Here is a 25,954-nt window from a genome sequence, read left to right on the forward strand (position 1 = left end):
GGGTCCCGGTGGCCGTGATGGGAGTGCTCTGGATCATCCTGCCCCTGGGCCTGCTCCTGGCCCCGGAGGCCTACGTGCTGTGGTCCATCATCGGCGGCATCGCCCAGGGCGGTGGGTTCACCGCCATCTTCTCCATCATCGCCCGGGTGGCCGTCACCGACGCAGAGGCCGCCTCCGGTTCGGCGTGGGTGCAGACCGGTGGTTACCTGGTCGCCACGATCACCCCGCCCCTGGCCGGCTGGCTGAACGCGACCTCTGGTGGCTGGACCGCTCCCCTGCTGCTGGTGCTGGTCCTGACCGTCATGTTCTGCACCGGCGGTCTCCTGGCTGCGCGGCTGGCCCAGCGACCATCGTGAACTCGGCGGGCACACGCACACCTCCCGAGTTCCCTGCCGCCGACTCCTGACCGGCAGCGATCGGCCCGGTTCCTAGAACTGGGGCCGTCTCCGCATGAGGAACCGCAAGGCCGGGAGCCGTGATGACGCCACCTAGCCGGTGCCGCCGTCGCGGTCCCGTCGTGCGGCCGCCCGCTGCGCCTCGACGGCCCGGTGGATGTTGCCGTGGATCCTGTCCGCCCCGATGGCCTCGATCACGCCGTCGCGGTCCAGGACCCCCCGGGCTGCCGGCCTGAGCCGGGTCAGCCGCAGGATGACGCCCGCGTCATGAGTGAGGGCCACGATGTCCGCCATCTTGGCCGAGCCCTGGGAGTCGACGAAATTGATCCCCCCGCAGTCGAGCACGATCCCGGTCAGGCCAGGGCTCTCATGGATGATCTCGCGCAGCCGGTCCTCGAGGGCGTCGGCCGTGGCGAAGAACAGACCCCCGTCCAACCGGAGCACGGCCACGTCGGCGAGCACCTCGTCGCCGGGGTGCTCATCGGCCTCCCGGAAGACCCGTGTGCCCGGTTCACGCCCCAGGACCGGCATCGCCGGGTGCGTGGCCACCGCGATGAGCCAGATCAGTGAGAGCCCGATGCCGATGAGCACGCCCGCCAGCACGCCGACGAGCACGGTGGCGAAGATCGCCGCCACAGCGATCCAGAAGTCGACCTTCTGCACGCGGGCCAGCCGCCGCATCTCCGGCACGTCCATCATGCCCATCACGACGGCCTCGATGATCAGCGCCGCCAGCACGGGCTTGGGCAGGATCGAGAACAGCGGTGCCAGGATCAACAGCGTGAGCAGGACCGTGGCCCCCGAGGTGAGGGAGGCCAGGCCGGTCTTCGCCCCGGAGTGGTCGTTCAGGGAACTCGCTGACAGGCTGGTCGAGACCGGCATGCCCCGGAACAGGCCTGCGGCCATGTTGGCCAACGACTGCGCCAAGGACTCCTGGTTGATGTTGATCTGGTAATGATGCCTGGCGGCAAAGGTCCGCGCGTCACCGGCCGTCTGGGAGAAACCGATCAGGACCAGTGCCACGGCCGCGATTGCCGTGGTGCCCGCGTGGTCCCCCATCAATCGGACGTCCGGGGCCTGCAGCGAGGGCAGTCCCCGGGGAACGTCGCCGACCAACGCCACTCCCCGTGCGCCGAGGTCGAGCACCGCCGCCGCGAGCAGTCCGCCCACCACGAGCACCAGGGCACCGGGAACCCGGGGCACGACGGCCTTGAGTCCGAAGACGACGGCGAGGGCGAGTCCGCCCACGACCACCGTCGTCGGGTGTGCCTCGCCCAGCGTGCCCACCCAGGACCGCAGTTCCTGGAGCGGGTTGGACCCGGTGACGTCCGTCCCGGTGAGCTTGGGGAGTTCTCCGATCACGACGTCGATCGCCGCGCCGCAGAGGAAACCCGTGACCACCGCCTTGGACAGGAACTGCGCGATCCAGCCGATGCGCAGCACGGCCAGGACCAGGAACACCAGTCCGGATGCCAGCGTGATACCGGCGACGAACGAGGCGGTATCGACCTCACCGGTGATGCCGGCCGCGAGCACGGCGCTGGCGGCCACCGCCGCCAGACCTGAACTGGGACCCATCGAGATCTGCCGGCAGCTGCCGAAGATCCCGTAGACCAGCGCTCCGGCGGCGGCCGCGTACAGCCCGTTCTGCAGCGGGATCCCGGCGATGCCCGCGTAGCCCAGGTTCTTGGGGACGATCAGGGCGGCGACGGTCACTCCGGCGATCAGATCGCCGCGCAGCCACGCGCGGTCATAGGTGCGGAGTTGGCCGATGATGGGGACCCGGCCGGGGCGTTGTCCTGGTGCCCTCGCCATGGGCCAGTCTTACCGCACGTCCCACCGCCTGCGCCACGGTCCCGGTGCCGACGGTGCCTCGGTTACCACCGGCCCCTGAAGCACGCCGGATGGGGTTCGTCAGGGTCCGCGCCGTGCGCCTGGAGGTGGCCGGTTCGCTCCTCACGGGCTCACGGTCATCACGTTCGATCGAGAACGGATGGTGGCCGCCCGGACCGGGTCGGCCAGTGCGGTGTCCCTCTGCGGGATGGACGGTTGGTCGTCGGTGGGCGCGCAGGCTGATGAACCGTCCGCTCATCGTGTCAGTCCTTCCGCCCGTCTAGCGGTGGAGACCCAGGCGCCGTCGGGACGCGGGCGCGACCTGCACGTGTTCCGGTGCATTCGCCGACAACCCGGCGGCCCAGGTCCCGTAGCGGATCGCCAGTGGACCGGCGCTGAGGCCGTGCGCCACGATCGAGACCAGCACCGTGACCGCCGCGACGTCCAGCACATGGTCCGCCAGGCCGGTCGTCCCGAGGGACTGCAGGGCGACCAGCGCGAAGATGACCGTGGCGAGTCCACGGGGACCGAACCAGCCGACGAAGACGATCGTGGCCGGCGACCAGCGCGAACCCACCATGGCCACGGCCACCGGCACCATGCGAACCACCGTCAGCGCGCCCAGCGCCACCAGGACGGTCTCCGTCGTCATGCGCGCCAGCGCCGGGCCGACCATGGCGGCACCGAACAGGAGCCACACCACCTGGGAGGCCAGGACTCCGAGCGTCTCGGTGAAGGCCAGTTCCTCTTCGGCAGCCCGCATGCCGGTGGCCGTGGTGAACGCGAGCCCGCCGAGGAAGGCGGCCACGAACCCGTTGGCCTCGATCGAGGTGGCCCCGACGTAACAGACCGACGCCAAGGTGAGCACGGCCACCTGCACGGACAGCGGTGAGGTCCACTCCCGGCGGCGGCACCACCGCAGCACCAGCCCACCACCGAACCCCACACCAGCCCCGACGGCGACACCCACCCCCAGGGAGTAGACCGCCCGTACCTGCCAGCTCTCCCCACCGGCGATGCCGGCCTGGGAGGCGGCGACCGCGATCAGTACGGAGACGACCGGCGTGGCCAGCCCGTCGTTGAGCCCACTCTCCATGCCGAGGATCCGCCGCACCCGGACCGGCACGCGTTCATCGCTCACAACGGCGGCTCCGAGCGCGGCGTCCGTGGGGGCCAGGATCGCCGCGACCAGGGCGGCGGCCACCCAGCCCCGCTCAGGGAAGACCGTGATGACCAGCACCGTTCCCGTGATGATGGTCAGCGGCAGGCCGATGCCCAGCAAACGCAACACGGGCCCCAGATCCCCACCGACCTTCCGCGGGCTCAGGCGCGCCGCGTCACAGAACAACAGCAGGGAGAGGGTGACCTCGGCGACGACGAGGAACCAGTGTGCCTGCGGGTCCACCGCCACCAGGCCGAACCCGGCGCTGCCCACCAGCACCCCGACCGCGACGAAGACCATGGCCGCGGTGATGCCGACGCGCTCGAGCCACCGGCAGATGAGCGCATAGACCATGACCGTCCCGACCAGCAGCAGCGGAAGACCGGCGCCCGCAGCACCGGAATCATCACCCACCGCGCACCTCCGAGGCTGCTGTCGTCTGGCCTCCTGGAGGCCCTGTCGCCACCCCGTCTCCGAAGTGTTCAACACACCCACATCTTGACCCTGAACACACCGCGATAACAGCAACGGGGATCGCCTAGTGCCAGCGTTAGATGAGCCTGGAGTGGGTCCGCCTCCGGTGCAGCAATTGGCCCCATGGCGATGATGAGGTGGCATCGGACAGGGTCCGTGGGACTGACTGGGCGAGGACGGCCCAGGCGATCTCGACGGGCACCGCCGACGGCGGGGTGAGTGACTCCAGATCGACCGCGTGGATGTGGTGCTCACGACCGTTGGTGACGGTGATCAGTGCCGTTGCTCCGGACCGTTCGATCCTTTGATAGCGCCACGGTGTCTTGGCCGGTGGATGGTTACGCGTCAGGCTGGCAAGATCGCCGCAGTACTGGCCCAGATCTCGCAACAACTGGACCCATCGGTGGTGCCTGAGGCGTTCTTGGACGTCCGCGGACCAGGGATCCGGGGATGAGATATCATCCGGGCAACCTGCGTGCAAGGCGTCGGCGATGACCTGTCGAGCGGCGGGAAGCCGGAACGTGCAGACTCCGGCGGGTGTGCTCACCTGCACGTGCCCCCGGTCGAGGAAATCCACCCAGTCACACAGCGGCCTTGCCCGCGCGTCCTCAACGGCGGACAACTCGCCCAAAAAGATACCGATCTGGCCCACAGCCGCTCTTTCCGACTGGGCTCGCCACGTCACTGTGGCTGTTGGGCCCGCCGCGTGCCACGGCACCCGGTGGGTTTGAACCGCACTGTGCTCTGATGCGCGTCATTCTAGATCACCGGGAACGGGCGAGGCCTGGTTTTCACCCGCTGGGGAGGAGGTACCGCGCCGGCTGCGCGCCCATAGTGGACGGGACCATTACAGCGGGCAGGAGGCCGAGATGAACACCACCACGCCGACATCGGACGCCGCGGGCACCACCCTGACCAGGCACCCTCCGGAGAGCTCAGGATGGGTGGGGTGGCTGGTCTTCGCCGCGGTCCTGATGATCCTGCTCGGGGCCTTCCATGCGATCCAGGGACTCATCGCCCTGTTCAACTCCGAGTACTACCTCGTGGGCCCCCAGGGGCTCTCGATTCACCTGGACTACACCACCTGGGGATGGGTCCACCTGATCGCCGGGACCGTGGTCCTCGTCGCCGGCATCGGAGTCCTCGCGGGACAGTTCTGGGCGCGGCTCGTCGGCATCCTGCTGGCCGTGGTCAGCGCGCTGGCCAGCTTCGCGTTCATCGCCGCCTATCCGGTGTGGAGCTGCATCCTGATCGCCCTGGACGTCCTCATCATCTACGCCCTGGCCGTGCACGGCCGGGAGATTCGCCAATACCCCTGAAGGGAGACTTGACCATGGCCAACGACGAGAACCCCGTCATCGACGCCCTCGCCGAGATCACCGCCGCGTCCATCGACCACTGCACTCTTGATCCCCGTGAGTTGATGCTGGCGCGGATCGCGGTACTCGCGGCCGTCGACGCCCCGCCCGCCTCGTATCTGCTCAATGCCGGTGAAGCCCTAGACGCCGGTATCACCCTGGAGGATGTCCAGGGGATCCTCGTCGCCGTGGCCCCGATCATCGGCACCCCGCGGGTCGTCGCGGCAGCCACCCACCTCTTCGAGGCGCTCGGTTTCGCCACCGGTCTTGAGGCGCAGGCCGAGACCGCAGGCGACGAGTAAACAGCCGGGCGTCCGCGGTCGGCAGACGGGACCTCATCGGGAGCCGCGTGGGGTACCCGACGCGTCAGTCCTGTCACACCGCACCGAGGCAGGATCCTTTCCCTGGTCGTTCGTGCAGCAGAACGGAGACGGTGGTTGCAGGGCCTGGCCGGTCCATCACGAAGACGATGAACGCGCCCAGGGCGATGACACCGATCCGCAGCGGTCGACCGGCCCCGGCCACTCCCAGCGCGGATTCTGGCCGGGTGCGGCTAGCAGGTGATATCGCGCCGAAGGTTCTGCAGCGCTGCACGCACGTCGTCTGCCTCGTCCCGGAGGGACACGATGGCCTCGGGCACGGCGCTGTCATCCGGGACCGCGGCGACCGCGGCACGGAGCTCACTGACGCTGGCCTCGAGCTCTGCCACGCGGTCCTGGGCAAGATCCCGCGCGTCCCTCACCAGGGCGTCGAAGGACGCGGTCACCTTCTCCCGCGCCATACGGATCTGCTCGAGACTGGACTCGGGCTTCAGGGTGGCCCGGAACTCGACGAGGGCATCAGCGAAACGGTCCGCGGACGCGCAGGCCTGCGAAACCCCCTCTGACGGGTCTGGGCTTTCCGGCGCGGGCGTGCTCTCCTGGGCGGTCGAACTTGCCGGTGCAGGTGTACTTTCCTGTGGGCCCCCGCCGGTACATGCCGCCACGGCCAACAACAACGTGGTAGCGCCGATAGCCACAACGCCTGTGGCCGATGAGCTCTTGAAGTGCATGGTGGCCTCCTCCAGGCCCGTCCTGGGCCGATCCGCTCCTGGGGCACCACGGGAGGGCCAGGAGTCTGGTGACTGAAGCATGCTGTGCGGTGGGCCCGCGCGCCTCACCCCCGGCAGATGAGATGTGGCTCGAGGCCCCTCCGGGCGATACACAGTCCTGGTTGACGCCAGATTCTCCGCCCTGGCCCGCACCACCGCAGCAGGCCCAGCAGGCTGACCCCCACCTTCGCCATCATCGGCGCCAGACACCGTATCGCTGGAGCCTCCGGCCAACCGCCGCGCGCAGCCGATGGACCCCACCGGCACGAATATTCACACCGCGCTCAGGGTCGGAACGCGCGGCGAGGCCCCCGTCGTCCAGTGCGGCATTCTCGTGCGACCTCGACCCTGCTGCCCGTGATTCGGCCCTAGGGACTGGAATCCTCCGGTTCAGCCAATGCCTGCAGCAGGATCTCCGGCAGCGAGGGATCGTTGAGGGTGCGGAAGTGCCCTTCCGAATCCAGCTTGATGTTCCTGGCACCGGGCAAATGACTCCCGACGGGGATATGCGGGTCGAACGTGCTGAACACCGAGGTGATGCGGTGGTTGATGGACCGGTCTTCGGACAGCGCACGCAGGCCGCGGTTGCGCGGCGAGAATGCCCGGATGCTCGGGTCCAGGAACAGTCCGGCGTAGACGGATCCGGAAAACGGGCTGTTCACGGCGACCATGTGCCGGATCCGCCCGGCCGACGTGGACGAGAGCATCACGTGCTTGCCGACCAGACCGCCTTTGCTGTGCGCCACGATCGTCACGTCGCGCAGGTCGGCCTCCCGAAGGTAACCGGCGACCAGCGCGGCCATCCGACCCAGCTCGCCGCGGTTGTAGCCCAAGGTGCGGACCACGTGGACCGGGTGCCCGGCCGCATGCAGCGTCCGGGCTATCCGGTGCATGAACTGCCAATTCTCGTAGACTCCGGGGATCAGAAGCACCGGCCGGTCGGCGCGCGGTGCCTGCTGGTAGGGTGCCGGGTCGGTGCGGAACAGCACGCCATCCACCTGCCTGAGGCCCGCGTGGCAGTAGTCCAGTAGCCACCACCAACCGCGGACCGGCAGCCGGGCAGCGGCCTTTGCGACGCGCTTCACGATCTGGCTGCCAGGTCAAGGCAATGCCGGGCCACGGCTACCGGGCTGCGGTACATCACGGCATGGGCCTCGCCGGGTATCTCCGTCATGACCGCCGCCGTGCCGGCAGCCGCCAGCTCGGCCAGCCACGACCGCGGGGCGATGGGGTCGTGCTCGCCCCGCACCAGGACGATCGGGGCATGGACCAGCGGTAGCCGCTCCTCCAACCGGTAGTCGATCATGTACGCCGCATTGGCGTAGTACCAGCGGCGCCCGCAGCGGAGATAGTCACCGGCCGCCGTCCAGGCCACCTGGGGCGGCTCCCAGAGGGTGTCCTGGATCAGGCGCCGTCGCTGCATGCGGAGGGTCCGCTCCCGGCTGTTGATAGAGGGCCCGAGCAGCACCAGCGACCGGACCGCGGCCGGATCCGCCAGGGCCATTTCGACTCCGGTCAGACACCCCATGGAATGTCCGACGACGATGAACCGGCCCCCGTGTAGCTGCCGCAGCGCCTGCGCGGCCAACCGGCCGGTTTCCCGGATCGGCAACGCCTGCACCGGGCGCCGTGCAGCACCGAAGCCGGGCAGGTGCATGGCGTGCACCGTTGCCGTGGCCGCTAGTTCCCGGGCCAGGGGAACAAAATACCGTGGGGACATCCCGATTCCGGGCACCAATACGAAGCAATCGGACCCCGAACCCCGGGTTTCGATCATGAATTCGGTGCCTTCCACCTGAAGGCACCGCCGTTCCACATCGCTGATGCGCACACTGCCTTCCTTTGCCTGCCGCATAGGCGAATAAGGGCCTATTTTACCGCCGCTGCCGCGAAATAGGCCTCGCCCTTTCCGCGCGATCGAGGCGCTGATACGTATCGCACGGGTGGAGCATGGGCCGGCTGACGGTTGGATGTCCCAAAGCCCCGACCCCCTCCTCCCTCGGGGTGAGGGGCAGGGGGCCGGGGCTGGGTTCGGCCTATGCGGGCAGGACCGTGGAATCAGTTCGGCACTGTCGCGTCGGGCTCGGGGCTGGGGTTGGCCTCCTCACTGGGCCGAGTCCTGATGGCGGCGGTGGTCAGGTCCTCTCGTCTGACGGGCAGGGTGGTGTCGAACTGGGGGTCGGCGCGCAGTTCGCGGACCAGGCTCACGGCCAGCAGGGCGACGATGATCGTGAAGGGTAGCGCCGAGAGCATGGCGGCTTGCTGCAGGGCGGCCAGTCCACCGACCAGCAGCAGGAGGATGGCGGACACGCCGGTCAGTACGCCCCAGACCGTCAGCACGGGGCGGGTGGGATTGAGCGTGCCGCGCGAGGACAGCATGCTGAGCACGAAAGTGTTGGCGTCCGCTCCGGAGACGAAGAACAGCACCACCAGCACGATCGCGATGACCGAGGTGATCTGCACCAGTGGCAAGTGGCCGAGCATGTCGAAGAACGCGGAGTTCACGTCCTCCAGGGCGGCCGCCCCGATCTGTCCGCCGCCGTAGAGGTCGACGTGGATGGCGGTGCCGCCGAAGATGGTGAACCAGATGAAGAACACCAGGCTGGGCACGGCCATCACCCCGAAGACGAACTCGCGGATGGTCCGGCCGCGGGAGATCTTGGCCAGGAAGACCCCGACGAAGGCGCCCCAGCTCAGCCACCAGGCCATCATGAAATAGGTCCACCACTGGAACCACTGGACATCCTCCGGGGTGGTGGGGGTGATGAGGCTGACCTGGAAGAAGTCGCTGAGGTACTGGCCCACGGAGCGGAAGAACAGATTGCTGATGAAGTTCGTGGGACCGGCGAACAGCACGTAGAGGCCCAGGAGCGTGGTCAGGGTCATGGTGATCTGGCTGAGGTACTTGATGCCCCGGTGCACCCCGGACAGGGCCGAGAGGGTGAAGAGCACGGTGATGACCGCGATGATGAGCACCTGCGGCAGGACTCCGGTGGGGATCCCGAAGACCCGGTTCATGCCCTCGCTGATCTGCGAGGCGCCCAGGCCCAGGGACGTGGTGGTGCCGAAGAGGGTGGCGAGGATGGCGAAGACGTCGACCACGTGACCGAGCCAGCCGTCCATTCGGTCACCGAAGATGGGTCGGAGCATGGGGGAGACCAGGCCGGTGTTGCCGCGGCGGTGGGTGGAATAGGCGATGGCCAGACCGAAGACCCCGAAGACCGCCCAGGCGTGCGGTCCCCAGTCGAAGTAGGAGAACTGCAGGGCCCGCACCGCGGCGTCGATGGTGCCGGGTTCAGCCAGCCCGTGGGGTGGGGCGGCGAAGTGCGAGATGGGTTCGGCCACTCCGTAGCTGATCAGGCCGATGCCCATCACGGCGGAGAGGATCATGGCCAGCCAGGCGACCGTGCTGAACTCCGGGCGGTCGTGGTCCCCGCCCAGGCGGATCCGGCCGAAGCGGCTGAACGCGAAGTAGAGCAGCATCAGGATGCAGCCAAGGGTGACCAGGAGGTAGGACCAGCCGACGCTGGCGGCGACCGCGTTCATGGCCGTGGTCATGGCCCCGCCGAGGCTCTCGGGGGACAGCGCCGCCCACAGCATGAATGCGGCGATCAGGGCGATCGAGGTCCAGAACACGGCCCCGGGCCGGTTCCGGAGCAGTTCCGCGCGCAGCATGGCCTCGGTGATCGGTGTTTTCTCCAGGCCGTGCCCGGGGAGTTCAGGCCCCTCGGGCTCGGATCGGGATACCTGCTCCCGCGCAGGCGTGGAGAGCGTCTGCTCTGCCCGACTGCGGCGCGTACGGTCCGGGCGGTCGTCGTTGGTGTACATGGGTCCTCCAATAAGGAAGGGGGCCGCCGGCTCAGGTGAACCCACGGTCGGGGTGGGGTGGCCTAGAGCTGCTGCAGGCCTCGGCCGTCGTAGAACTTGCCGGCCTTGTAGAGGATGGGAGCGTCTTCGGTGGACTCCGCGTACTGGACCCGGCCGATGAAGACGGTGTGGGTCAGGGCCTGGAAGCGTTCCTTGATCTCGATCTCCAGGCTGGCGGCGGAGTCATCGATCAGCGGGCTGCCCTGCGGGCCCTCGTGCCAGGCGACCTGGCTGAACTTGTCCTTGTCCTTCGAGGAGAACACCGACAGCGCATCCCCCTGGGTGCTGGACATGATGCTGATCCCCACATGCGACGCCCGGAACAACGCCGGGTACGTGGACGAGGTCTTCTGCACACAGACCAGCACCAGGGGCGGGTCCAGGGACACGGACACGTACGAGTTCAGCGCGAGCCCCCGTGGGGCCCCGGTCTCGTCCTTGGTGGCCACCACCGTCACTCCGGTGATGAACTGCTTGTTGAAGGCCTTGAGCATTTCCCTCGGCGGGGTCCCCGGGTTGGCGGGGCTGTCGACGACGGCGGCCACGTCTTCGGGTTCGAAGGCGGACTTCAGCGACGGCAGCCCGACGTCGGCCAGCAGTTCACTGGCGTCCCAGGTGACCTCCTCGCGGACGATCTTCCCATCGCGGAAGGTCAGGACATTGGAACCGCGGGTTGTCACCACGGTGCCGGTCGGGGGAACGTCGTGAAGCGGGGCGGAGAAGGTGCCGACGGAGTGCCAGAACATGGCCGCCTGGTCCCCGTCGAGCAGGAGGGCGTCGACCGTGGTCGTCAGATCGGGGAAGGCAGCCCGGACCTCGCGGATCTGGTCCTTGTACTGCTGACGCGACAACGGCTGTTCATTGGCGGCGCTGTAGCGCACATAGTCCTCGGCCAGCACCGCGTCCAGGGCATCGAGCTGACCGTGATCCCACGCGGCGCACCAGGTATCCATCACGACGTTCTTCAGATCCTCTTGCATGCCACAGAGAGTAATGTGCATCACATACAGCCGTCAATACCGCAGAAATCAGCGCTATATCGCTCGATCCGGGCGATCCATTGACATCGTCTTGTATGCATGAGAATCTTCTGGCATGCCACAGACCACCTCTACGATCGAGAGCCCCGCACCTGCGGTGGAGGACCGTTCCTCGTTGCTTCATCGGATGCGTTCCAAGGTCCTGAGCGGCCAGTACGCTCCGGGAGAGCTCATGCCCGAGGCCGTGCTTGCCGAGGAATTCGGAGTCAGCCGGACGCCGATCCGCGAGGTGCTCAAGCAGTTGCAGAACGAGGGACTGGTCGAGATCAGGCCCCGGGTGGGGACCTTTGTTCGGGTGCCCACACGCCGGGAGGTCGTGGAGCTGTTCCAGCTCAAGGAGTCCCTGGAGGGTCTTGCCGCAGGACTGCTGGCCCGCCGCGGGCCGGTGCCGGAGCTGGATCGCCTCGCGGAGAATTTGAAGCGTTCGGATGAGGCGGTGCTCTACGACGACGCAGCCGCCTATGCCTCGCTGGTCCATGACTTCCACTGGACGATCGTCCGGGGGGCGGACAACGCCAAGCTGTTGGAGCACTACGAGCGGCTGATGAACCAACTCGCCTATCAGCGCATCGTGGTCACGACCGTCCAACGCCCCGGCCGGCTGGCCGCCTCGACCCGGGAACACCACTCGGTGCTGGAGGCCATCCGCCACAAGGACGCGATCGGGGCCGAATCGGCCATGCGCGTGCACGTGCACGCCTCCAGTTACGCCGCCCTGAGCATCCCCGAGGGCAACGCCCCCTGGGAGAGCGCCCCCGCAGACCCTGAACAAGCACACACGGACACCGGCGCAGCCGGCGTCACCGGGTGACCCCGTCCACCTTCGCAGCAAGGAACCACGATGACCATTGAGTCCAAGGCGGCCACCGCCACCCCGACCGCCCCCACCGAGTCATTAGAACGCCTCGCCACGGCCCTGGGGGTGCGTGCCCTGCACACGGTGTGCGACGAGATCCTGACCGAGGGCGGGTCCGCCCCCTCTCATCCGCTGAGGCAGGCCAGCGCCATGGCCGTGGTCCGCAATCCCTGGCTGGACACGGACACGACCGAGGACCTGGAGTCGCATACCCGCCGGGTCGCACCCGTCCTGGCCAAACTGCTCAGCGACCGGCTCCTGAAGGCCCTCGGCGGAGCGGACCAGGTGCAGACCTTCGGCAAGGCCGCGATCGTCGGTCTGCACGGGGAAGTCGAGCACGGCGGCGCGCTCATCCACACGCCCTACTTCGGGAACCTGGTCAGGGAGTTCCTGCAGGGCAGCTCGATCATCTGTTTCACCGACGGCCGCGCCACCGCCGGCAGCCAGGTGCGCGTGCCGATGTGGCACAAGACCCACGCCGCGTCCCGGGCCCACTACCAGGCGATGGAGGTCCATCTGCCCGACGCCCCGCATGCCGACGAGATCTGCGTGATCGCCGTGGCCTCCTCCGGGCCCCGGCCCCACGCCCGCATCGGGGACCGCACCACCGATGAGGTCATCACCTCCGACATCCTGAAAGGAATCACCCCATGAACGTCCGTAAGATCACCACCCTTGTTGAGGAAACCCTCTCGGAGGGCGGCCGTGCCGTCGAACCGGCGGCACGCGTCGTCATCGTGGCTGCTGTGATCGACAACCCGTGGGCAGGTCAGGGCTTCGTGGAGAACCTGAGCGCCGGGATCGACGCGGTCGCCTCCGACCTGGGCGCGCTGCTGGCCCCTCGGGTGATGGAAGCCCTGGACGCCCCCCTGGAGGCCTACGGCAAGGCCGCGATCGTCGGCCTCGAGGGGGAGATCGAACACGGCTCGGCGTTGATTCACACCCTGAAATTCGGTGACCACTTCCGCAACGCCGCCAACGCCACCACGCTGCTGCCGGCCGTGGAGAAGCGTGCAGCGGCCGGCACGGTCTTCGACATCCCGCTCAAGCACTTCACCGACGCCACCATCCGCTCCCACCACCAGAGCGTGGAGGTCCGCGTCGCTGACGCCCCGCATCCGGGTGAGATCCTCATCGCCCTGGCCGGCGCGGCCCAGGGCCGGCCACACCAGCGCCTGGCGCCCCTGGGATCAGACTGATGACCGAGGCCACTGAGTCAGTGCCCGTGGTGCTGCTGCACGGGGTCGGCCTGGACCGCACCATGTGGGGCCCCGTGGTGGACCTCTTGGACGCCGCCGGCCTGCAGGTCGAGGCACTGGACCTGCCAGGGCACGGTGGCCAGCCACCCCTGCGGCGCCCCACCGACCTGGCGGAGATGGCGCAGAACGTAGTGGAGCGGATCTCTGAGACGCGGGTGCATCTGGTCGGGTTCTCCCTGGGTGCCCTGGTCGCGCAGCGCATCGCCGTGGACCACCCGGACCGAGTGGTCACCCTGACCTGCATCAGCACGGTCTGCCGACGCACCGACGAGGAGTCCGCCGCGGTCCGTCGGCGCCTGGAGACTGCTGGAGAGGACTTTGCCACCGGAGTCGACCGGGCCCTGGACCGGTGGTATCCGCCGGAGGCGGCCGTCAGTGACGCCCAACGGCAGGCAACCCGGGCCACCCTGTTGGCCAACGACCGTCAGTCCTACCTGCACGCCTATGCGGTCTTCGCCACCGGCGACCAGCAGATCGCCCCTGACCTGCATCGCATCCACGCACCCACCCTGGCCGTCACCGGGGAACTGGACCCCGGCTCCACCCCGGAGATGACCCACCGGTTGGCGACGGCGGTCCCGCATGGCCGGGCCGTCGTCGTCCCCGGGGTCCGGCACATGCTGCCGGCCGAACGCCCCGAGGTGCTCGTCGAGCACCTCCAGCACCATCTCGCAAGCAGCGAACAGCACCCAGAAGGAGCCCATCATGGCTGAACGGCTGACTCACTTCATCGGCGGGCAACACCGCGAGCCGGCAAGCGGTGAGTACTTCGAGAGCACCAACCCTGCCACCCTCGAGGTGCTGTATGAGGCCGCCCGCGGTGACGCCCAGGACGTCGCGGCTGCCGTGGACGCCGCCCGCACGGCCTTCGAGTCGACGTCCTGGCGCCGCACCACCCCCACCCAGCGCGGCCACCTGCTGCGTCGGCTGGGCGATCTGATCGGTGAGCACGCTGAGGAACTGGCCCGCTACGAGAGCCTGGACAACGGCAAGCTGCTGCGCGAGATGCGCGGTCAGCTGCGATCCCTGCCGGAGTACCTGTATTACTACGCCGGGCTGGCCGACAAGGTGCAGGGATCACAGATCCCCACCACGTCCCCTGCCATGATCAACTTCACCCAGCGTGAACCCCTCGGGGTGGTCGGGGCGATCACCCCGTGGAATTCCCCCCTGACGCTGACGGTCTCCAAGCTCTCCCCCGCCCTGGCCGCCGGCAACACCCTGGTGATCAAGCCCAGCGAGTACACCTCCCGCACCATCCTGCGCCTGGCCGAACTGGCCCACGAGGCCGGGTACCCCGACGGGGTGGTCAACGTCGTCACCGGCCTCGGCGCCGAGGCCGGTGCGGCCCTGGTGGACCATCCGGGCCTGGCGAAGATCTCCTTCACCGGATCCACCGGCACCGGAGCGGCCATCGCGGCCAAGACCGCCTCCCGCTTCATCGGTTCCACCCTGGAACTGGGTGGCAAGAGCCCGAACATCGTGTTCGAGGACGCCAACGTGGCCAACGCCGCCATGGGCGTGGTGGCCGGGGTGTTCGCGGCCGCCGGACAGACCTGTATCGCCGGAGCACGGGTGTTCGCCCACCGCAGCGTCTACGACGAGTTGCTCGAGCGCGTCACCGCACGGGCCGCGAGCATCAAGATCGGTGACCCCCTGCAGGACGAGACCGAGCTGGGCCCGCTGGCCTTCAAGGACCAACTGGAGAAGGTTCGTTCCTACATCGACATCGGCACGAAGGAAGGTGCGCACCTGCATTACGGCGGGCAGCGCCCGGACATCGACCTGCCCGGATACTTCCTGCAGCCGGCGCTGCTGACCGAGACCACCAATGACATGCGCATCAACAAGGAGGAGATCTTCGGTCCGGTGGCCGCCATCATGCCCTTCGACACCGAGGAAGAGGTCCTGCACCTGGCCAACGACACCCAGTACGGGCTGGCCGCAGGCGTGTGGACCCAGAACCTGTCCCGGGCCATGCGCATGTCACAGAACCTGGATGCCGGAACCGTGTGGATCAACACCTACCGGGCCATGTCCCCCATGTCTCCCCGGCAGGGCTTCAAGTCCTCCGGAGTCGGGATCGAGCACGGGCTGGAGTCCATGCACGAGTACACCCGGCTCAAGAGCATCTGGATCAACACCGACGAGGGGCCGGTCGCGGACCCCTTCATCATGCGGGGGTAGGACACGATGCCCCTGATCGAGATCTCCATCGGCACCGGCCGCACTCCAGAACAACTACGCGCCCTGATCGACGGCGTGCACCAGGTCGCCGAGAAGACCGTGGATGCCGCCAGTGAGAACATCACGGTCATCATCCGCGAAGTAGAACCACAGCATTGGTCACGGGGAAACCGGACGATCGCCGAGGCGCGAGCGACCACGCCAGGCTCCTGACCCGACCACCGAACCGGGCGGATACCGTCCCGGTCCCGCCCAGACCTTCAGCAGAACCCCCATCCGCAGGGCGGCGAGGACGCCGCCCCGACAGAAAGGCCGCCCCATGCGCTTCTCCCTCTTCGTGCACATGGAACGGTGGGACGATCAGCTCTCCCACCAGGAGCACTTCCAGAACCTCACCGAATTGACGCTGATGGCCGAGGCCGGTGGATTCAGCACCGTCTGGATCGGCGAGCACCACTCGATGGAATACACGATCTCCCCCAGCCCCATGCCCCAGCTGGCCTACCTGGCCGCTCGCACCTCCACCATTCGGCTCGGCGCCGGCACCCTGATCGCGCCGTTCTGGAACCCCATCCGGGCCGCCGGCGAGACTGCCCTGCTCGATGTGATCAGCGGCGGCAGGGCCGAAGTGGGCCTCGCGCGCGGCGCCTACCAGTTCGAGTTCGACCGTCTGTCCGGCGGCATGCCCGCCGCCGAGGGCGGAAACTACCTGCGCGAACTCGTCCCGGCCGTCCGTGCACTGTGGCAGGGTGACTATGCCCACGATGGTCAGATCTGGCAGTTCCCCACCTCCACCTCTGTCCCCAAGCCCATCCAGCAGCCGACCCCACCGATGTGGATCGCCGCCCGCGATCCCGACACCCACGACTTCGCCGTCGCCAACGGCTGCAACGTCATGGTCACCCCCCTGATGAAGGACGATGAGGAGGTGGAGAACCTCGTCGAGAAGTTCAACACCGCCGTGGGCAACCATCCCGAGGTCGATCGTCCCGAGATCCTGGTCCTGCGCCACACCTACGTGCACGCCGAGTCCGAGCCCGATGCCTGGCGCCCGGCAGCAGAGGGCATCAACCGGTTCTACCGCACCTTCGACGCCTGGTTCGGCAACAAGACCGCCCCGGCCAATGGCTTCCTCGAGCCCAGCCCCGAGGAGAAGTTCGCCGAGCGCGCCGAGTTCACCCCCGACTCCCTGCACCGCACGGCGATGATCGGTACGCCGGCGGAAGTGGTGGAACGGCTGAGGCACTACGAGGCCCTGGGCGTGGACGAGTTCAGCTTCTGGAGCGACAACTCCCTCAGCCACGAACAGAAGAAGCAGTCCCTGCAGCTGTTCATCGACGAAGTGGTCCCGCACTTCCAGAACCGCACCGCCGCTGAAGACGGACAGCAGCCGGCCCGCGCTGGCCTGCCTTCCTGAGCACACCCCTGATCCGGAGGAAACGGCGCAGACACACAGGCCCTGGCCAAGACACCGAACGGTCCTCGATGTGAGGTGACACGGATGATTCCCTGGCCAGGGCCTGTCGTTCTCTCGGCTCAGGGCGGTGAGCACTGCCGGGGCATCGACCCGGCCTGATCTCCGCCACCGCGTAGGGATTCACAGCACCCCTGAACTAGAACTGCAGGGGGTTGATGTGCCCATAATCACTGACGATCCGCAGAGCGCGGAGAACGGAGGAACACCATGCGTGGTAGCAGTCTTGTCTGGACCATCGTCGGCATCCTGGTGGCCATCGCCCTGATCATCTGGATCGTCTCGGCTCTGTAGAGCCCCGTTCTCCACGCCAGCCTCCCTGGTGGGCTGCGCGGTGCCGGAGGAGCCGGAGGAGCCGGAGACGATGATGCCGGCGTGCCCTCAGGGCGGTGAAGCCCGCCCCGGGGCCGGCGGTGACTTGGACGCGGACCAGCAGGCCCCGCTCCTCGGGCCCTACGACACGGCGGCCGGTGCCCCCTGGGGGGTGTCGTCCTCCGGGTGGTGCGGGACGAGAGACTCCGAGGGGCCGGGCGGGGCCTGGTGGGTCGCGGCCAGGGCGGCGGTCATGACGTCGCCGAGGCTGTGCCGTTCGGCGTAGACCTCCCGTTGGTACTGGGAACCGGTGCCCTCGCGCAGGATCTTCGCGACCCCGGCCTCGATCGCCGACCGCTCCCCATACTCGGCCAGCACCGGACCCACGACGTGGAGCAGGCGGATCATGACGTCCCCGGCGGGTGCGGGGGTGCCGGTGGCCGGATCGATCAGCTCTCCGGCGACCCCGTTGCGGCTGGCCTGCCAGGACCAGGCCCGCAGCAGCGCGGCCGGCACGGGCATGGCCGGGGACCCGTCGGCCCAGGCGCGGGCGACCGTCTCCACCAGGGCACGGGTGAGGGCGGCGATCACCGCGGCATGATGCGCGTCCAGGCAGACGTCGGCCACCCGGATCGCCACGGTCGAGTGGTGTTCGGACAGGCGGGCGTCGAAGTAGAGCATGTCAGCGTCCACCGGCACCTGGGTGTCCAACAGGGCCGACCGGTAGCGGTCGTAGGCGTCCCGGGAGCCGAAGACATCGGTGGGCCCGGCGGTGGGCCACCGGGACCACACCTGGTAGCGGTACGAGGCGAACCCGGTGTCGTCCCCGTGCCAGAACGGGGAGTTCGCGCTCAGGGCCAGCAGGGTCGGCAGCCAGACGCGGATCCGGTCCAGCACCGCCACGCCCTCGGCGCGGGAGTCGACGCCCACGTGGATATGGAAGCCGTTGGTGAGCTGTTCGGCCACGGTGAGACCGAACTTGGTGGCGATCCTGCGGTGGCGCAGTCCCGGCACCGGGTGCGGGGAGACCGGACCCAGCGCCGTGGGCAGGGCCACCACGCGTCCGCCCACCCGGGCGGCGGTCCGCTCTGCCAGTGCGCGCCCGGCACGGATGGAGGCCAGCTGCCCGGCCAGGGTGGTCTGGGGCGGGGAGATGACCTCGAGCTGTTCCTCGTGCAGTTCCTCGCTCACCTGGTGACCGGTAGGCGCCGGCTCGTCCTGCAGGGCGGCGGCCCAGTCCCCGGCCGGCAACGGTTCGCCGGTGCCGGCATCCACCAGCAAGAGTTCTTCTTCCACCCCGAAGGTGCGCATGAGGGTCTCCTCGTCCGTCCTGCCCCTCGTCCCTCACTACGGAGGGTGCGGAGCAAGCGGCACACCCACGGGCGAACCCAGGATTCTACGTGTACTGACTACATGTTCGCTGGGAGGACCAGGCCTCCATGCCGGGCCCCGGACATCAGGGAGAACTGGGCGCGGCGCCTGTTCCCCGCCCCGCCCCCGCTGCATCACCTGACGGCGGGCCGGCCGTGCGTGACCCCGGGTCGAGCGAGCCCCAGCCGTCCAGGCGTGTGTGTTCGCCATGGAGGAAACCACCGGCCGGAGGGTTCCCCGCGCACGCAGTGGGGCATAGGGTGAGAGGACTTGATCGCCGACAGAAGGGAGTGCCCATGGGACTCGGAGACAAGATCAGCAACGCGACCGACAAGGCTGTTGGAGGCGCCAAGGACAAGATTGGCGATGCCACCGACAACCCCGACCTGCAGGCAGAGGGCAAGGCCCAGAACGCCGAGGGCCATGCCAAGCAGGCTGGCGAGAACGTCAAGGACGCCGCCAAGGACCTCAAGGACGGCCTGAAGTAGACCGGCACACCCTCTGAACCAGCGGCTGCGGCCCCGGAACCCGTCATGGGTCCGGGGCCGCAGTGCGTTCTGGCGGAGGAGTCCTCCGTGGGCGGTCCCTCCCCTGTCAGGCCTGGCCGATACGCAGCACGGGCTTGATGGTGGTGCCGGACTTGCTGTCCGCGAAGGCGTCCTCCACCTGGTCGAAGCCGTAGAACTGCACGAGCTCGTCGAAGGGGAACCGGCCCTGCTGGTAGAGCGCGATCAGTGCGGGGATGAGTTCCTGGGAGGTGCCCGAGCCGCCGAGCGTGCCGACCACGCGCTTGCCCCACAGCGCGCCGAGGTGGTCCAGGCTGAAGCGGGCCCCGGCCGGGGCGCCACCGATGAGGATGAGCGTGCCGAGCATGCCCACGGCCTCGGCGGCCTCCTCGATGACGGGGATGACACCCGTGCAGTCCAGGGCGTAGTCGGCCGGGCCGCCGCAGATCTCCCGGATGCGCTCCAGGGCGTTCTCGTGCAGCGAGTTGATGACGTGGGTGGCACCGTAGCGGGTGGCCAGCTCCAGCCGGGAGTCGTGCAGGTCGATCGCGATGATGGTGGTGGCCGGGGTGTTCCGCGCGGCCATGACGGCGGCCAGCCCGACGGCGCCTGCCCCGTAGACCACGAGCGACTCCCCCGCACGCGGCCGGGCGGTGTTCAGGACCGCCCCGGCACCGGTGGTGATGCCGCAGGCAAGCACCCCGACCAGGTCCAGCGGCACGTCCTTGTCCACCGTCACCAGGGCGTTGGCGTTGGCCAGTGAGTAGGTGGCGAAGGAGGACTGGCCGAAGAAGTGACCGGAGAGCGAGGACCCGTCCGCGCGGGTGTAGGCGGAGGTGCCGGCCTGGGGCCCGATGAACCGCCGGCCGCTGACCACGGCCGGGCCGAGCAGGTCGCAGTAGCGGTGCTCGCCGCGGCGGCAGTTGCGGCACTGCCCGCAGTAGGGCCAGCCCATGATGACGTGGTCACCGACCGCCACGGAGGTGACGCCCTCGCCGACGGCCTCCACCACGCCGGATCCCTCGTGACCGAGGACGCCCGGCAGCGGCAGCGGCATGTCACCGGCCTGGGTGATCGCGTCCGTGTGGCAGACGCCCGAGGCCACCACCCGCACCAGGGCCTCGCCCGGGCCGGGCTGCTGCAGCTCCAGTTCCTCCTTCGTGAAGGGGGCGTTGGTCTCCTCGACGACGAGGGCTTCGATCTTCATGGGGAACTCCTGTGTTCTCGTGGGTCGCAGGGCGCCGCAGCCGAGAGCTGCGGGGTCATGGGCCGGGGGCCGTCCGCGTCCGGGCTGGACGCCCCCGCTCCGTACCGTAGGCCGTTCAGGCCATGATGAGCACGGGGTGGTAACCGTCCGGGCGCCGGCGGTAGACGCGGGCCGGCCGGCCCAGCCCGCTCCCACCGGGCGGCATGGCCCGGATGTCCAGGGCCTCCAGCTGGGGTTCCATGGCCCGGCGGAAGGTGTCCTTCTGGTGCGGGGCCCCCGCGACGGCGTCGTGGACCTGACGCAGCTGGGTCATGGTGAACTCGTCGTCCAGCAGACACCAGGGGTCCGGTGTCTGGCCGTACTCCCACCGCACCATCCGCACGCCCCAGCCGATGATCTCGTCGTGGCTGAACGGCAGCCCGTGCACCTGGTCCACCGCCCGCAACTGTCCGTGGCCGTGCTCCAGGGCCAGTTCCAGTTCGGCCAGCGGCACCACGTCCAGGTGGGTGACCGTCAGGACCCAGCCCCGGTCGTCGCGGTCCGGATCGTCGAAGACGTGCAACTGCCGCGGCGAGCGCCCCCGGACGTGCATCCTGGTCTCCAGGCACCTCAGCACGGCATCGCCCAGGCGTTCGCGCTCGCGCAACATGGTGCCCGGCAGCATCCACTCCCCGGCATGACGGCCCTCGTCCCGGCGGCGCAGGACGACCTTGAGTTCCCCGTCGGCCACCGTCAGCAGGACCACGTCCGCGGCCACCGAGGGCCGGGGGTAGGACAGCAGGTCATCACGCTCGGGCACCATGCCACCCAATCTAGCCAGAGCGGTGGTGGTTCCCGGTCCCGGTACGGGCGGCGTCGCGGGCGAAGAGAACAGCGGCATCATGGACGAACTCCTCTCCCGTGGCGAACGTGGTGTCCCAGATCCTCAGCGCGTCGGCCACCGGTTCCTGCATGAGGGACCGGCTGAACCCCTCCACCCCGAAACGCCCGGTGTAACCCAGGGACAGGGTGTCCTCGAGCACGCGGGCCAGGTCCAGGCTGCCGGTCGAGAGCAGTCCGCGGGAGGACTGGCCGAACTCCAGGTACCCCAGGTACGGCAGGGCGTGGGCGACGGCCCCCACCAGGTCGGCCTCCTCGATGGCCATGTGGAAGGTGTCCAGGTGGATCCTCAGGTGGCGCGAACCGGACAGCTCCACGAAGCGCACGGCCTGGGCGGCGGTGTTGAGCACGGAGGTCTCGTAGCGGTTCACGACCTCGAAGGTCATCATGATCCCCGCGGCGGCGGCCTCCTCCGCCACGTCCCCGACGAGTTCGGCGACGCGCGCCACGTCGGCCCCGGAGGGCCGGGACGCCGCGTCCCCGTGCACCCCGTAGGGCACCCCGTTCAGCTGGTCCCCGCCCATCCTCGCGGTCAGGTCCACGAAGCGCCGCAACTGCTCGAAACCCCGGCGCCGGACGTGCGGGTCCTCGGACCCGACGTTCGCCTCCGGGGACTGGACGGCCATGGTGATGGGGGCCAGACCGGCGTCGCCGATCCGCCGGGCCAGGTCCGCCACGCCCCGGCTGGACGGGTCCACCGGGCCCAGCACCACGCGCCGGTAGCCGGCGTCGCGCAGCACCGGCAGGCTGCGGGCGAACTCGGGGCTGAACGGGTCCGTGGTGAAGGCCGCACTCTGGCAGGCCAGGTCCACCGCCAGTCCCGGGCGGCCCTGGACCTCGGCCGTGGCCATGGCCGACACCTCAGAACACCGGGAGTTCGAAGCGGTGCTTGAACACGGAGTAGCCGTCGTCCACGTGCACCACGGTGCCGTTCATGGCGTTGGAGTCCTCCGAGAACAGGAACGCCACCACGTTGGCGATCTCCTCCGGTTCCGTCATCGTGTCCCGGAGCTGCTCCGAGGCGAACAGCTCCCGCAGGTGCTGCGGGAACTGCTGGATGATGGCGGTGTTGGCACGCCCGGGGGTGATGGCCAGGACGCGGGTGCCGTGCTCGGCCAGCTCGTAGGCGGCGGAGCGGGTGAAGGAGATGACCGCCGCCTTGGCCGCGCTGTAGGAGAAGGAGAGCTCGGCGGCCTGCTCACCGTAGATGGAGGACGTGTTGACGATGACCCCGCCGCCGCCCTGTCTCACGAACTGGCGGGCCGCGGCGAGGATCCCGTAGTAGACCCCGTCCTGGTCGATCCGGATCATCGGGTGGTAGTCCCGTTCCGGGTCATGGTCCAGCAACGGCCTGCCGCCGGCGATGCCCGCGTTGTTGAAGATCCCGTCCAGGCGGCCGAAGGCGTCCACCGCGGACTGGACCGCCTGCTCGACGGCGGCGAAGTCCGAGACGTCCACCGCCACGGCGCGGGCCCGGCCGCCCTTGGCCGTGACCTCGTCGGCCACCTGCTGGGCACCCTCCAGGTTCAGGTCGGCCACGATCACGCTGGCGCCCTTCTCGGCGCAGCGGAGGACGGTGGCCCGCCCGATGCCGCTGGCGCCGCCGGTGATCAGCAGGACTTTGTCGTGCAGGGTGGTCATGGGTTCTCCTTGGAGGGGTGGCGAGGGGTGGATGCGTTGGGTCCGGTGGGAGTGCCGCCGTGGCAGGGCACCCCCACCGGTGTCAGGGGTCGCGCCGGGCGCGATCAGAACATGGTGTGGGACAGGGCCAGCGCCCCGCCGTCCACGGCCAGGACGGCGCCGGTGACGAAGGAGTTGCCGGGGGCCACGAGGAACAGCATCGGGGCCTGGATCTCCCCCATGGTGCCCATGCGGGCCAGCGGGATGGTCTCCTCCCACATCCGCTCCCCGGCCTCGTCCAGGACGGCGTCCCCGCCGATCCGGGTCCCCTTGAAGGGGCCGGGGGCGATCACGTTCACGCGGATGCCCCGCGGGGCCAGTTCCAGTGCCGCCTGACGGGCCAGGTTGATGATCCCGGCCTTCGTGGCCCCGTAGGCGTAGGAGACCATGGGGTCCGTCCGCAGTCCCGCGGTGGAGGACGTCACCAGGATCCGGCCGCCGTCGGGCAGCACGCGGGCCGCGGCCCGGACGGTCTCGAACGTGCCGTGGAGGTTGGTGGCCACCACGTTGCGCCACTCCTCGTCCGTGTACCGGCCGATGGCTCCCTCCTCGGTCCGGTAGCTGCCGCCCCCGGCGATGCCGGCATTGGCCACCACCACGGTCGGCCGGCCCACCTCGGCCACGACCCGCTCCAGGACCTGTTCGAAGGCCCCGGCCTCGGCCAGGTCGGCCGCGTAGGCGTGGGCGGTCCCCCCGGTGGCGGTGATCGCCTCCCGGACCTCGTCCAGCCGGGACTGGTCCCGGCCCAGCACGACCACCGTGGCGCCCGCGTCCGCGTAGATCTCGGCGGCCGCCCGCCCGATGCCGCTCGAGGCTCCGGTGACCACGACGACGTCGTCGTGCATCGAGAACAGCTCGAGGATCCGGTCGGTCCCGGTGGCGGGGCGTGAGCCCTGGTCAGTGGTGGTCATGAGAGGCCTTTCTCGTCGGTGGTGGTGGTTGGCGGGGTTCACATGGACGGGGTGAAGTCGTCCGCGTTGCCACGGTCGATCAGCTCGCCCTCGACCTCCACGAAGTTCTCCTGCGGCAGGGTGCCGTCGGCGCGGTAGGCCTCGATGTCCTCCACCACGCGGTCCACCACGGAGAACCAGTCCTGGTGCACGGAGGCGTAGAACGGCCCGTCCTTCTTGATCTCCTCGACGGCCACGCCGAGGGCGTCCACCCCGGTGACGTAGATGTCGTCCCGGCCGGCCTCGCTGATGGCCTGCGCGGCGCCGAGGGCGGCGTGGTCCCAGCCGACCCAGACGCCGTCCAGGCCCTCCGGGTTGGCCTGGAGGAAGTCGGTGACGAACTTCAGGGCCTCCTCCTGGGAGGTGGCCGGGTTCAGTGCCTGCTTCATCTCGCCGCCGGCGATGTTGGCGCCGGCCTCCTCGAGCATGTCCATGGCCAGGTTGCTGCGGGTCATGATCCCGATGTGCGGGTCATGGCCGATGACCATGACGTCCTTGCCCTGCAGACCGCCCATGGCCTCGTCCAGGGCGCCCACCGTGAGTTCGGCGAGCTGGTCCTGGTCGAAGGTCACGTCCTCCACGAAGTCCTCGTTGGGCTCCACGCCGCCGTCGATCGAGAAGATCGGGATCTCGGCGCCCTCGGCGGCGTTGACGAGCGGGGCGATCTGCCGGGGGTCGGGGAACCCGGCCAGGATGACGTCCGCCCCCTGGGTGATGGCGGACTGCATGTCCGAGTTGATCTTGTCGTAGTCGAAATCGCTGGTGTACAGGGTGACGTCCCAGCCCTTGGCCTTGCCCTCCTCGACGAACTTGTCGAGGGTCAGCTTGCCGCCCGGGGTGCCGTAGCCGGCGGTGAAGGCGGCGACCTTGAAGACGCCGTCGTCAGCGGCGCCGCCGGTGCCGGCAGCGGCGTTGGGGTCGTCGGAGCATCCGGTCAGCGCCAGCAGGCCGGCGGCGAGGAGTCCTGCAGTGATCGTCAGTCGGGTACGCATGGTGTTCTCCGTGGGGATGGGGCCGCGCGGGGGCGGCCGGTGAGGGGTGGGGATGGGGATGGGGAGGGGCCCGGTCAGGCGTTCTTGGACTTCAGCGAGGACATGAGCACCGCGGCGATGATGATGATGCCGGTGAGGACCTGCTGGATGTAGGTGTTGACGCCCACGATGTTCAGGCCGTTCTGCAGGACGCCGATGATGCCGACGCCCACGAGGGTGCCGCCGATGTTGGCCTGCCCGGACTTCAGCAGGGTCATGCCGAGGAAGGCCGCCGCGACCGCGAGCATCATGTAGTCGTTGGCGCTGGTGGAGCTGGCGCTGGAGAGCCGGCTGACCAGGATGATGCCGCCCAGGGCCGAGGCGAAACCGGCGACGGTGAAGGCCAGCAGGACGTTGAGGCGGACGTTCACGCCGGACAGCCTGGCCACCTCGGAGTTGCCGCCCACGGCGTACCAGCGCCGGCCCACCGTGGTGTACCGGAGGATGACCCAGATGACGGCGGCCACGATCAGGGCGAAGAACACGGGCATCGGGATGCCGGCGAGACGGGTCTGGCCGATCCAGTTGAAGGACTCGGGCATGCCGTACAGCGTGGTGCCGTCCGTGACGATGAACGCCAGCCCGCCCACCGTGGTCATCGTGGCCAGCGTCGCCACGATCGCCGAGATCCCCAGGTAGGCGACGAGGATCCCGTTGACGATGCCGACCAGGGTCCCGACGAGGACGCCCACGACGATCGCCATGGAGACGGGCATCCCGTTGATCATCAGTGCGGACGCCGTGGCGCCCGCGAGCGTGGCCGTGGTACCCACGGACAGGTCGAAGTGGCCGGTGACCATCACGACCGTCTGGGCCGCGGCGATGATCGTCAGGATGGCCACCTGGGCGAGGATGTTCGTCATGTTCCCGAAGCTCAGGAACGCGGCGGGGCGCAGGATGCCGAAGACGACGATGAGCGCGACCAGGGCGATGATCGTCCCGCCCTGCCACAGCATCTGGGACATCTGCGTCTTGTCCTGCGGGACCTCGACGGCGGGGACGGTGTCAGTGGTCTGGGCCATC

26 protein-coding genes and 1 pseudogene are annotated in these 25,954 nt (G+C 69.0%); 11 read left to right on the top strand and 16 right to left on the bottom strand.

The window, feature by feature from the left end; all coding sequences use genetic code 11:
* Window positions 1-356: pseudogene (locus PLJ28_RS09420) on the top strand (MFS transporter); the annotation flags it as partial.
* A 132-nt stretch (window positions 357-488) separates the two neighbouring features.
* Here the strand turns inward: PLJ28_RS09420 and PLJ28_RS09425 are convergent.
* From PLJ28_RS09425 to PLJ28_RS09435, 3 genes are all read right to left on the bottom strand, one after another.
* Entirely contained in the window at window positions 489-2,210 is a 1,722-nt protein-coding gene (locus tag PLJ28_RS09425; protein ID WP_298042232.1) for a SulP family inorganic anion transporter, read from the bottom strand.
* Between the two features lie 298 nt (window positions 2,211-2,508).
* Complete coding sequence (locus PLJ28_RS09430) at window positions 2,509-3,804, bottom strand: cation:proton antiporter (protein ID WP_298042229.1); 1,296 nt, start codon at window positions 3,802-3,804, stop codon at window positions 2,509-2,511.
* Window positions 3,805-3,940: 136 nt separating this feature from the next.
* Window positions 3,941-4,516 (bottom strand): hypothetical protein, encoded by a 576-nt coding sequence (locus PLJ28_RS09435; protein WP_298042227.1) that lies wholly within the window; start codon window positions 4,514-4,516, stop codon window positions 3,941-3,943.
* Window positions 4,517-4,733: 217 nt separating this feature from the next.
* Between PLJ28_RS09435 and PLJ28_RS09440 the strand changes: the two genes are divergently transcribed.
* Complete coding sequence (locus PLJ28_RS09440) at window positions 4,734-5,183, top strand: DUF7144 family membrane protein (RefSeq protein ID WP_298042224.1); 450 nt, start codon at window positions 4,734-4,736, stop codon at window positions 5,181-5,183.
* A 14-nt stretch (window positions 5,184-5,197) separates the two neighbouring features.
* Window positions 5,198-5,524 (top strand): carboxymuconolactone decarboxylase family protein, encoded by a 327-nt coding sequence (locus tag PLJ28_RS09445; RefSeq protein ID WP_298042222.1) that lies wholly within the window; start codon window positions 5,198-5,200, stop codon window positions 5,522-5,524.
* A 251-nt stretch (window positions 5,525-5,775) separates the two neighbouring features.
* Here PLJ28_RS09445 and PLJ28_RS09450 read toward each other — a convergent pair whose 3' ends face one another.
* From PLJ28_RS09450 to PLJ28_RS09470, 5 genes are all read right to left on the bottom strand, one after another.
* Window positions 5,776-6,273: a hypothetical protein gene (locus PLJ28_RS09450; protein ID WP_183529240.1), complete on the bottom strand. Its 498-nt coding sequence runs from the start codon at window positions 6,271-6,273 to the stop codon at window positions 5,776-5,778.
* A 407-nt stretch (window positions 6,274-6,680) separates the two neighbouring features.
* Window positions 6,681-7,397: an esterase/lipase family protein gene (locus PLJ28_RS09455; protein WP_324590059.1), complete on the bottom strand. Its 717-nt coding sequence runs from the start codon at window positions 7,395-7,397 to the stop codon at window positions 6,681-6,683.
* Window positions 7,394-8,143: an alpha/beta fold hydrolase gene (locus PLJ28_RS09460; RefSeq protein WP_298042214.1), complete on the bottom strand. Its 750-nt coding sequence runs from the start codon at window positions 8,141-8,143 to the stop codon at window positions 7,394-7,396. The genes PLJ28_RS09455 and PLJ28_RS09460 overlap by 4 nt, the downstream gene beginning before the upstream one ends.
* A 227-nt stretch (window positions 8,144-8,370) precedes the next feature.
* Window positions 8,371-9,987 carry a BCCT family transporter gene (locus tag PLJ28_RS09465; protein WP_298042257.1) on the bottom strand — a complete coding sequence of 539 codons (1,617 nt, stop codon included), beginning with the start codon at window positions 9,985-9,987 and terminating at the stop codon, window positions 8,371-8,373.
* A 215-nt stretch (window positions 9,988-10,202) separates the two neighbouring features.
* Window positions 10,203-11,132 carry a flavin reductase gene (locus tag PLJ28_RS09470; protein ID WP_324590060.1) on the bottom strand — a complete coding sequence of 310 codons (930 nt, stop codon included), beginning with the start codon at window positions 11,130-11,132 and terminating at the stop codon, window positions 10,203-10,205.
* Between the two features lie 142 nt (window positions 11,133-11,274).
* Here PLJ28_RS09470 and PLJ28_RS09475 point away from each other — a divergent pair, with 142 nt between their 5' ends.
* The 7 genes from PLJ28_RS09475 to PLJ28_RS09505 all read left to right on the top strand — a co-directional run bounded on the left by PLJ28_RS09475 (window position 11,275) and on the right by PLJ28_RS09505 (window position 16,938).
* Complete coding sequence (locus PLJ28_RS09475) at window positions 11,275-12,030, top strand: GntR family transcriptional regulator (protein ID WP_324590061.1); 756 nt, start codon at window positions 11,275-11,277, stop codon at window positions 12,028-12,030.
* Window positions 12,031-12,060: 30 nt separating this feature from the next.
* Entirely contained in the window at window positions 12,061-12,729 is a 669-nt protein-coding gene (locus PLJ28_RS09480) for an amino acid synthesis family protein (protein ID WP_298042206.1), read from the top strand.
* The gene (locus PLJ28_RS09485) at window positions 12,726-13,274 is read left to right on the top strand and encodes an amino acid synthesis family protein (RefSeq protein WP_298042203.1); all 549 of its coding nucleotides are present in this window, start codon (window positions 12,726-12,728) and stop codon (window positions 13,272-13,274) included. Before PLJ28_RS09480 ends, PLJ28_RS09485 begins: the two co-directional genes overlap by 4 nt.
* Window positions 13,274-14,047 (top strand): alpha/beta fold hydrolase, encoded by a 774-nt coding sequence (locus tag PLJ28_RS09490; RefSeq protein ID WP_298042200.1) that lies wholly within the window; start codon window positions 13,274-13,276, stop codon window positions 14,045-14,047. Before PLJ28_RS09485 ends, PLJ28_RS09490 begins: the two co-directional genes overlap by 1 nt.
* Window positions 14,040-15,521, top strand: a complete 1,482-nt coding sequence (locus tag PLJ28_RS09495) for an aldehyde dehydrogenase (RefSeq protein WP_298042198.1) — start codon at window positions 14,040-14,042, stop codon at window positions 15,519-15,521. Before PLJ28_RS09490 ends, PLJ28_RS09495 begins: the two co-directional genes overlap by 8 nt.
* Window positions 15,522-15,527: 6 nt before the next feature.
* Entirely contained in the window at window positions 15,528-15,734 is a 207-nt protein-coding gene (locus PLJ28_RS09500; RefSeq protein ID WP_298042195.1) for a tautomerase family protein, read from the top strand.
* Between the two features lie 106 nt (window positions 15,735-15,840).
* Window positions 15,841-16,938, top strand: a complete 1,098-nt coding sequence (locus PLJ28_RS09505) for an LLM class flavin-dependent oxidoreductase (RefSeq protein WP_298042192.1) — start codon at window positions 15,841-15,843, stop codon at window positions 16,936-16,938.
* Window positions 16,939-17,448: 510 nt separating this feature from the next.
* Here the strand turns inward: PLJ28_RS09505 and PLJ28_RS09510 are convergent.
* Window positions 17,449-18,618, bottom strand: a complete 1,170-nt coding sequence (locus PLJ28_RS09510; RefSeq protein ID WP_324590062.1) for a glutamate--cysteine ligase — start codon at window positions 18,616-18,618, stop codon at window positions 17,449-17,451.
* 356 nt (window positions 18,619-18,974) lie between these two features.
* Here PLJ28_RS09510 and PLJ28_RS09515 point away from each other — a divergent pair, with 356 nt between their 5' ends.
* Window positions 18,975-19,166 carry a CsbD family protein gene (locus tag PLJ28_RS09515; protein WP_298042186.1) on the top strand — a complete coding sequence of 64 codons (192 nt, stop codon included), beginning with the start codon at window positions 18,975-18,977 and terminating at the stop codon, window positions 19,164-19,166.
* A gap of 106 nt (window positions 19,167-19,272) precedes the next feature.
* Here the strand turns inward: PLJ28_RS09515 and PLJ28_RS09520 are convergent, their stop codons facing one another.
* The 7 genes from PLJ28_RS09520 to PLJ28_RS09550 form a co-directional block, all read right to left on the bottom strand.
* On the bottom strand, window positions 19,273-20,391 hold the full coding sequence (locus PLJ28_RS09520; RefSeq protein WP_324590063.1) for an NAD(P)-dependent alcohol dehydrogenase: 1,119 nt from the start codon (window positions 20,389-20,391) through the stop codon (window positions 19,273-19,275).
* Window positions 20,392-20,506: 115 nt separating this feature from the next.
* Window positions 20,507-21,193: an NrtR DNA-binding winged helix domain-containing protein gene (locus tag PLJ28_RS09525; RefSeq protein ID WP_324590064.1), complete on the bottom strand. Its 687-nt coding sequence runs from the start codon at window positions 21,191-21,193 to the stop codon at window positions 20,507-20,509.
* A 10-nt stretch (window positions 21,194-21,203) separates the two neighbouring features.
* A complete protein-coding gene (locus PLJ28_RS09530; RefSeq protein ID WP_324590065.1) occupies window positions 21,204-22,121 on the bottom strand; it encodes a sugar phosphate isomerase/epimerase family protein in 918 nt (305 codons plus the stop codon).
* Between the two features lie 10 nt (window positions 22,122-22,131).
* Window positions 22,132-22,911, bottom strand: coding sequence for an SDR family NAD(P)-dependent oxidoreductase (locus tag PLJ28_RS09535; protein WP_183529252.1), 780 nt, complete (start codon window positions 22,909-22,911; stop codon window positions 22,132-22,134).
* Between the two features lie 104 nt (window positions 22,912-23,015).
* Window positions 23,016-23,861: an SDR family NAD(P)-dependent oxidoreductase gene (locus PLJ28_RS09540; protein ID WP_324590066.1), complete on the bottom strand. Its 846-nt coding sequence runs from the start codon at window positions 23,859-23,861 to the stop codon at window positions 23,016-23,018.
* A 38-nt stretch (window positions 23,862-23,899) separates the two neighbouring features.
* Window positions 23,900-24,892, bottom strand: coding sequence for a sugar ABC transporter substrate-binding protein (locus tag PLJ28_RS09545; RefSeq protein WP_183529263.1), 993 nt, complete (start codon window positions 24,890-24,892; stop codon window positions 23,900-23,902).
* Window positions 24,893-24,966: 74 nt separating this feature from the next.
* Complete coding sequence (locus PLJ28_RS09550) at window positions 24,967-25,953, bottom strand: ABC transporter permease (protein WP_298042171.1); 987 nt, start codon at window positions 25,951-25,953, stop codon at window positions 24,967-24,969.
* Window position 25,954 lies beyond the last annotated feature (1 nt).

The organism is Citricoccus sp. (assembly GCF_035445025.1).
Taxonomy (GTDB): Bacteria; Actinomycetota; Actinomycetes; order Actinomycetales; family Micrococcaceae; genus Citricoccus.

What these genes read in the sequence shown, in the direction of transcription:
- PLJ28_RS09480 (WP_298042206.1), top strand. Translation starts at nt 12,061, where the DNA reads ATGACCATTGAGTCCAAGGCGGCCACCGCCACCCCGACCGCCCCCACC.
- PLJ28_RS09425 (WP_298042232.1), bottom strand. Translation starts at nt 2,210, where the DNA reads ATGGCGAGGGCACCAGGACAACGCCCCGGCCGGGTCCCCATCATCGGC.
- PLJ28_RS09540 (WP_324590066.1), bottom strand. Translation starts at nt 23,861, where the DNA reads ATGACCACCACTGACCAGGGCTCACGCCCCGCCACCGGGACCGACCGG.
- PLJ28_RS09490 (WP_298042200.1), top strand. Translation starts at nt 13,274, where the DNA reads ATGACCGAGGCCACTGAGTCAGTGCCCGTGGTGCTGCTGCACGGGGTC.
- PLJ28_RS09500 (WP_298042195.1), top strand. Translation starts at nt 15,528, where the DNA reads ATGCCCCTGATCGAGATCTCCATCGGCACCGGCCGCACTCCAGAACAA.
- PLJ28_RS09475 (WP_324590061.1), top strand. Translation starts at nt 11,275, where the DNA reads ATGCCACAGACCACCTCTACGATCGAGAGCCCCGCACCTGCGGTGGAG.
- PLJ28_RS09515 (WP_298042186.1), top strand. Translation starts at nt 18,975, where the DNA reads ATGGGACTCGGAGACAAGATCAGCAACGCGACCGACAAGGCTGTTGGA.
- PLJ28_RS09550 (WP_298042171.1), bottom strand. Translation starts at nt 25,953, where the DNA reads ATGGCCCAGACCACTGACACCGTCCCCGCCGTCGAGGTCCCGCAGGAC.
- PLJ28_RS09545 (WP_183529263.1), bottom strand. Translation starts at nt 24,892, where the DNA reads ATGCGTACCCGACTGACGATCACTGCAGGACTCCTCGCCGCCGGCCTG.
- PLJ28_RS09440 (WP_298042224.1), top strand. Translation starts at nt 4,734, where the DNA reads ATGAACACCACCACGCCGACATCGGACGCCGCGGGCACCACCCTGACC.
- PLJ28_RS09465 (WP_298042257.1), bottom strand. Translation starts at nt 9,987, where the DNA reads ATGCTGCGCGCGGAACTGCTCCGGAACCGGCCCGGGGCCGTGTTCTGG.
- PLJ28_RS09445 (WP_298042222.1), top strand. Translation starts at nt 5,198, where the DNA reads ATGGCCAACGACGAGAACCCCGTCATCGACGCCCTCGCCGAGATCACC.
- PLJ28_RS09535 (WP_183529252.1), bottom strand. Translation starts at nt 22,911, where the DNA reads ATGACCACCCTGCACGACAAAGTCCTGCTGATCACCGGCGGCGCCAGC.
- PLJ28_RS09470 (WP_324590060.1), bottom strand. Translation starts at nt 11,132, where the DNA reads ATGGATACCTGGTGCGCCGCGTGGGATCACGGTCAGCTCGATGCCCTG.
- PLJ28_RS09510 (WP_324590062.1), bottom strand. Translation starts at nt 18,618, where the DNA reads ATGCGCACCTTCGGGGTGGAAGAAGAACTCTTGCTGGTGGATGCCGGC.
- PLJ28_RS09485 (WP_298042203.1), top strand. Translation starts at nt 12,726, where the DNA reads ATGAACGTCCGTAAGATCACCACCCTTGTTGAGGAAACCCTCTCGGAG.
- PLJ28_RS09525 (WP_324590064.1), bottom strand. Translation starts at nt 21,193, where the DNA reads ATGGTGCCCGAGCGTGATGACCTGCTGTCCTACCCCCGGCCCTCGGTG.
- PLJ28_RS09505 (WP_298042192.1), top strand. Translation starts at nt 15,841, where the DNA reads ATGCGCTTCTCCCTCTTCGTGCACATGGAACGGTGGGACGATCAGCTC.
- PLJ28_RS09450 (WP_183529240.1), bottom strand. Translation starts at nt 6,273, where the DNA reads ATGCACTTCAAGAGCTCATCGGCCACAGGCGTTGTGGCTATCGGCGCT.
- PLJ28_RS09520 (WP_324590063.1), bottom strand. Translation starts at nt 20,391, where the DNA reads ATGAAGATCGAAGCCCTCGTCGTCGAGGAGACCAACGCCCCCTTCACG.
- PLJ28_RS09495 (WP_298042198.1), top strand. Translation starts at nt 14,040, where the DNA reads ATGGCTGAACGGCTGACTCACTTCATCGGCGGGCAACACCGCGAGCCG.
- PLJ28_RS09530 (WP_324590065.1), bottom strand. Translation starts at nt 22,121, where the DNA reads ATGGCCACGGCCGAGGTCCAGGGCCGCCCGGGACTGGCGGTGGACCTG.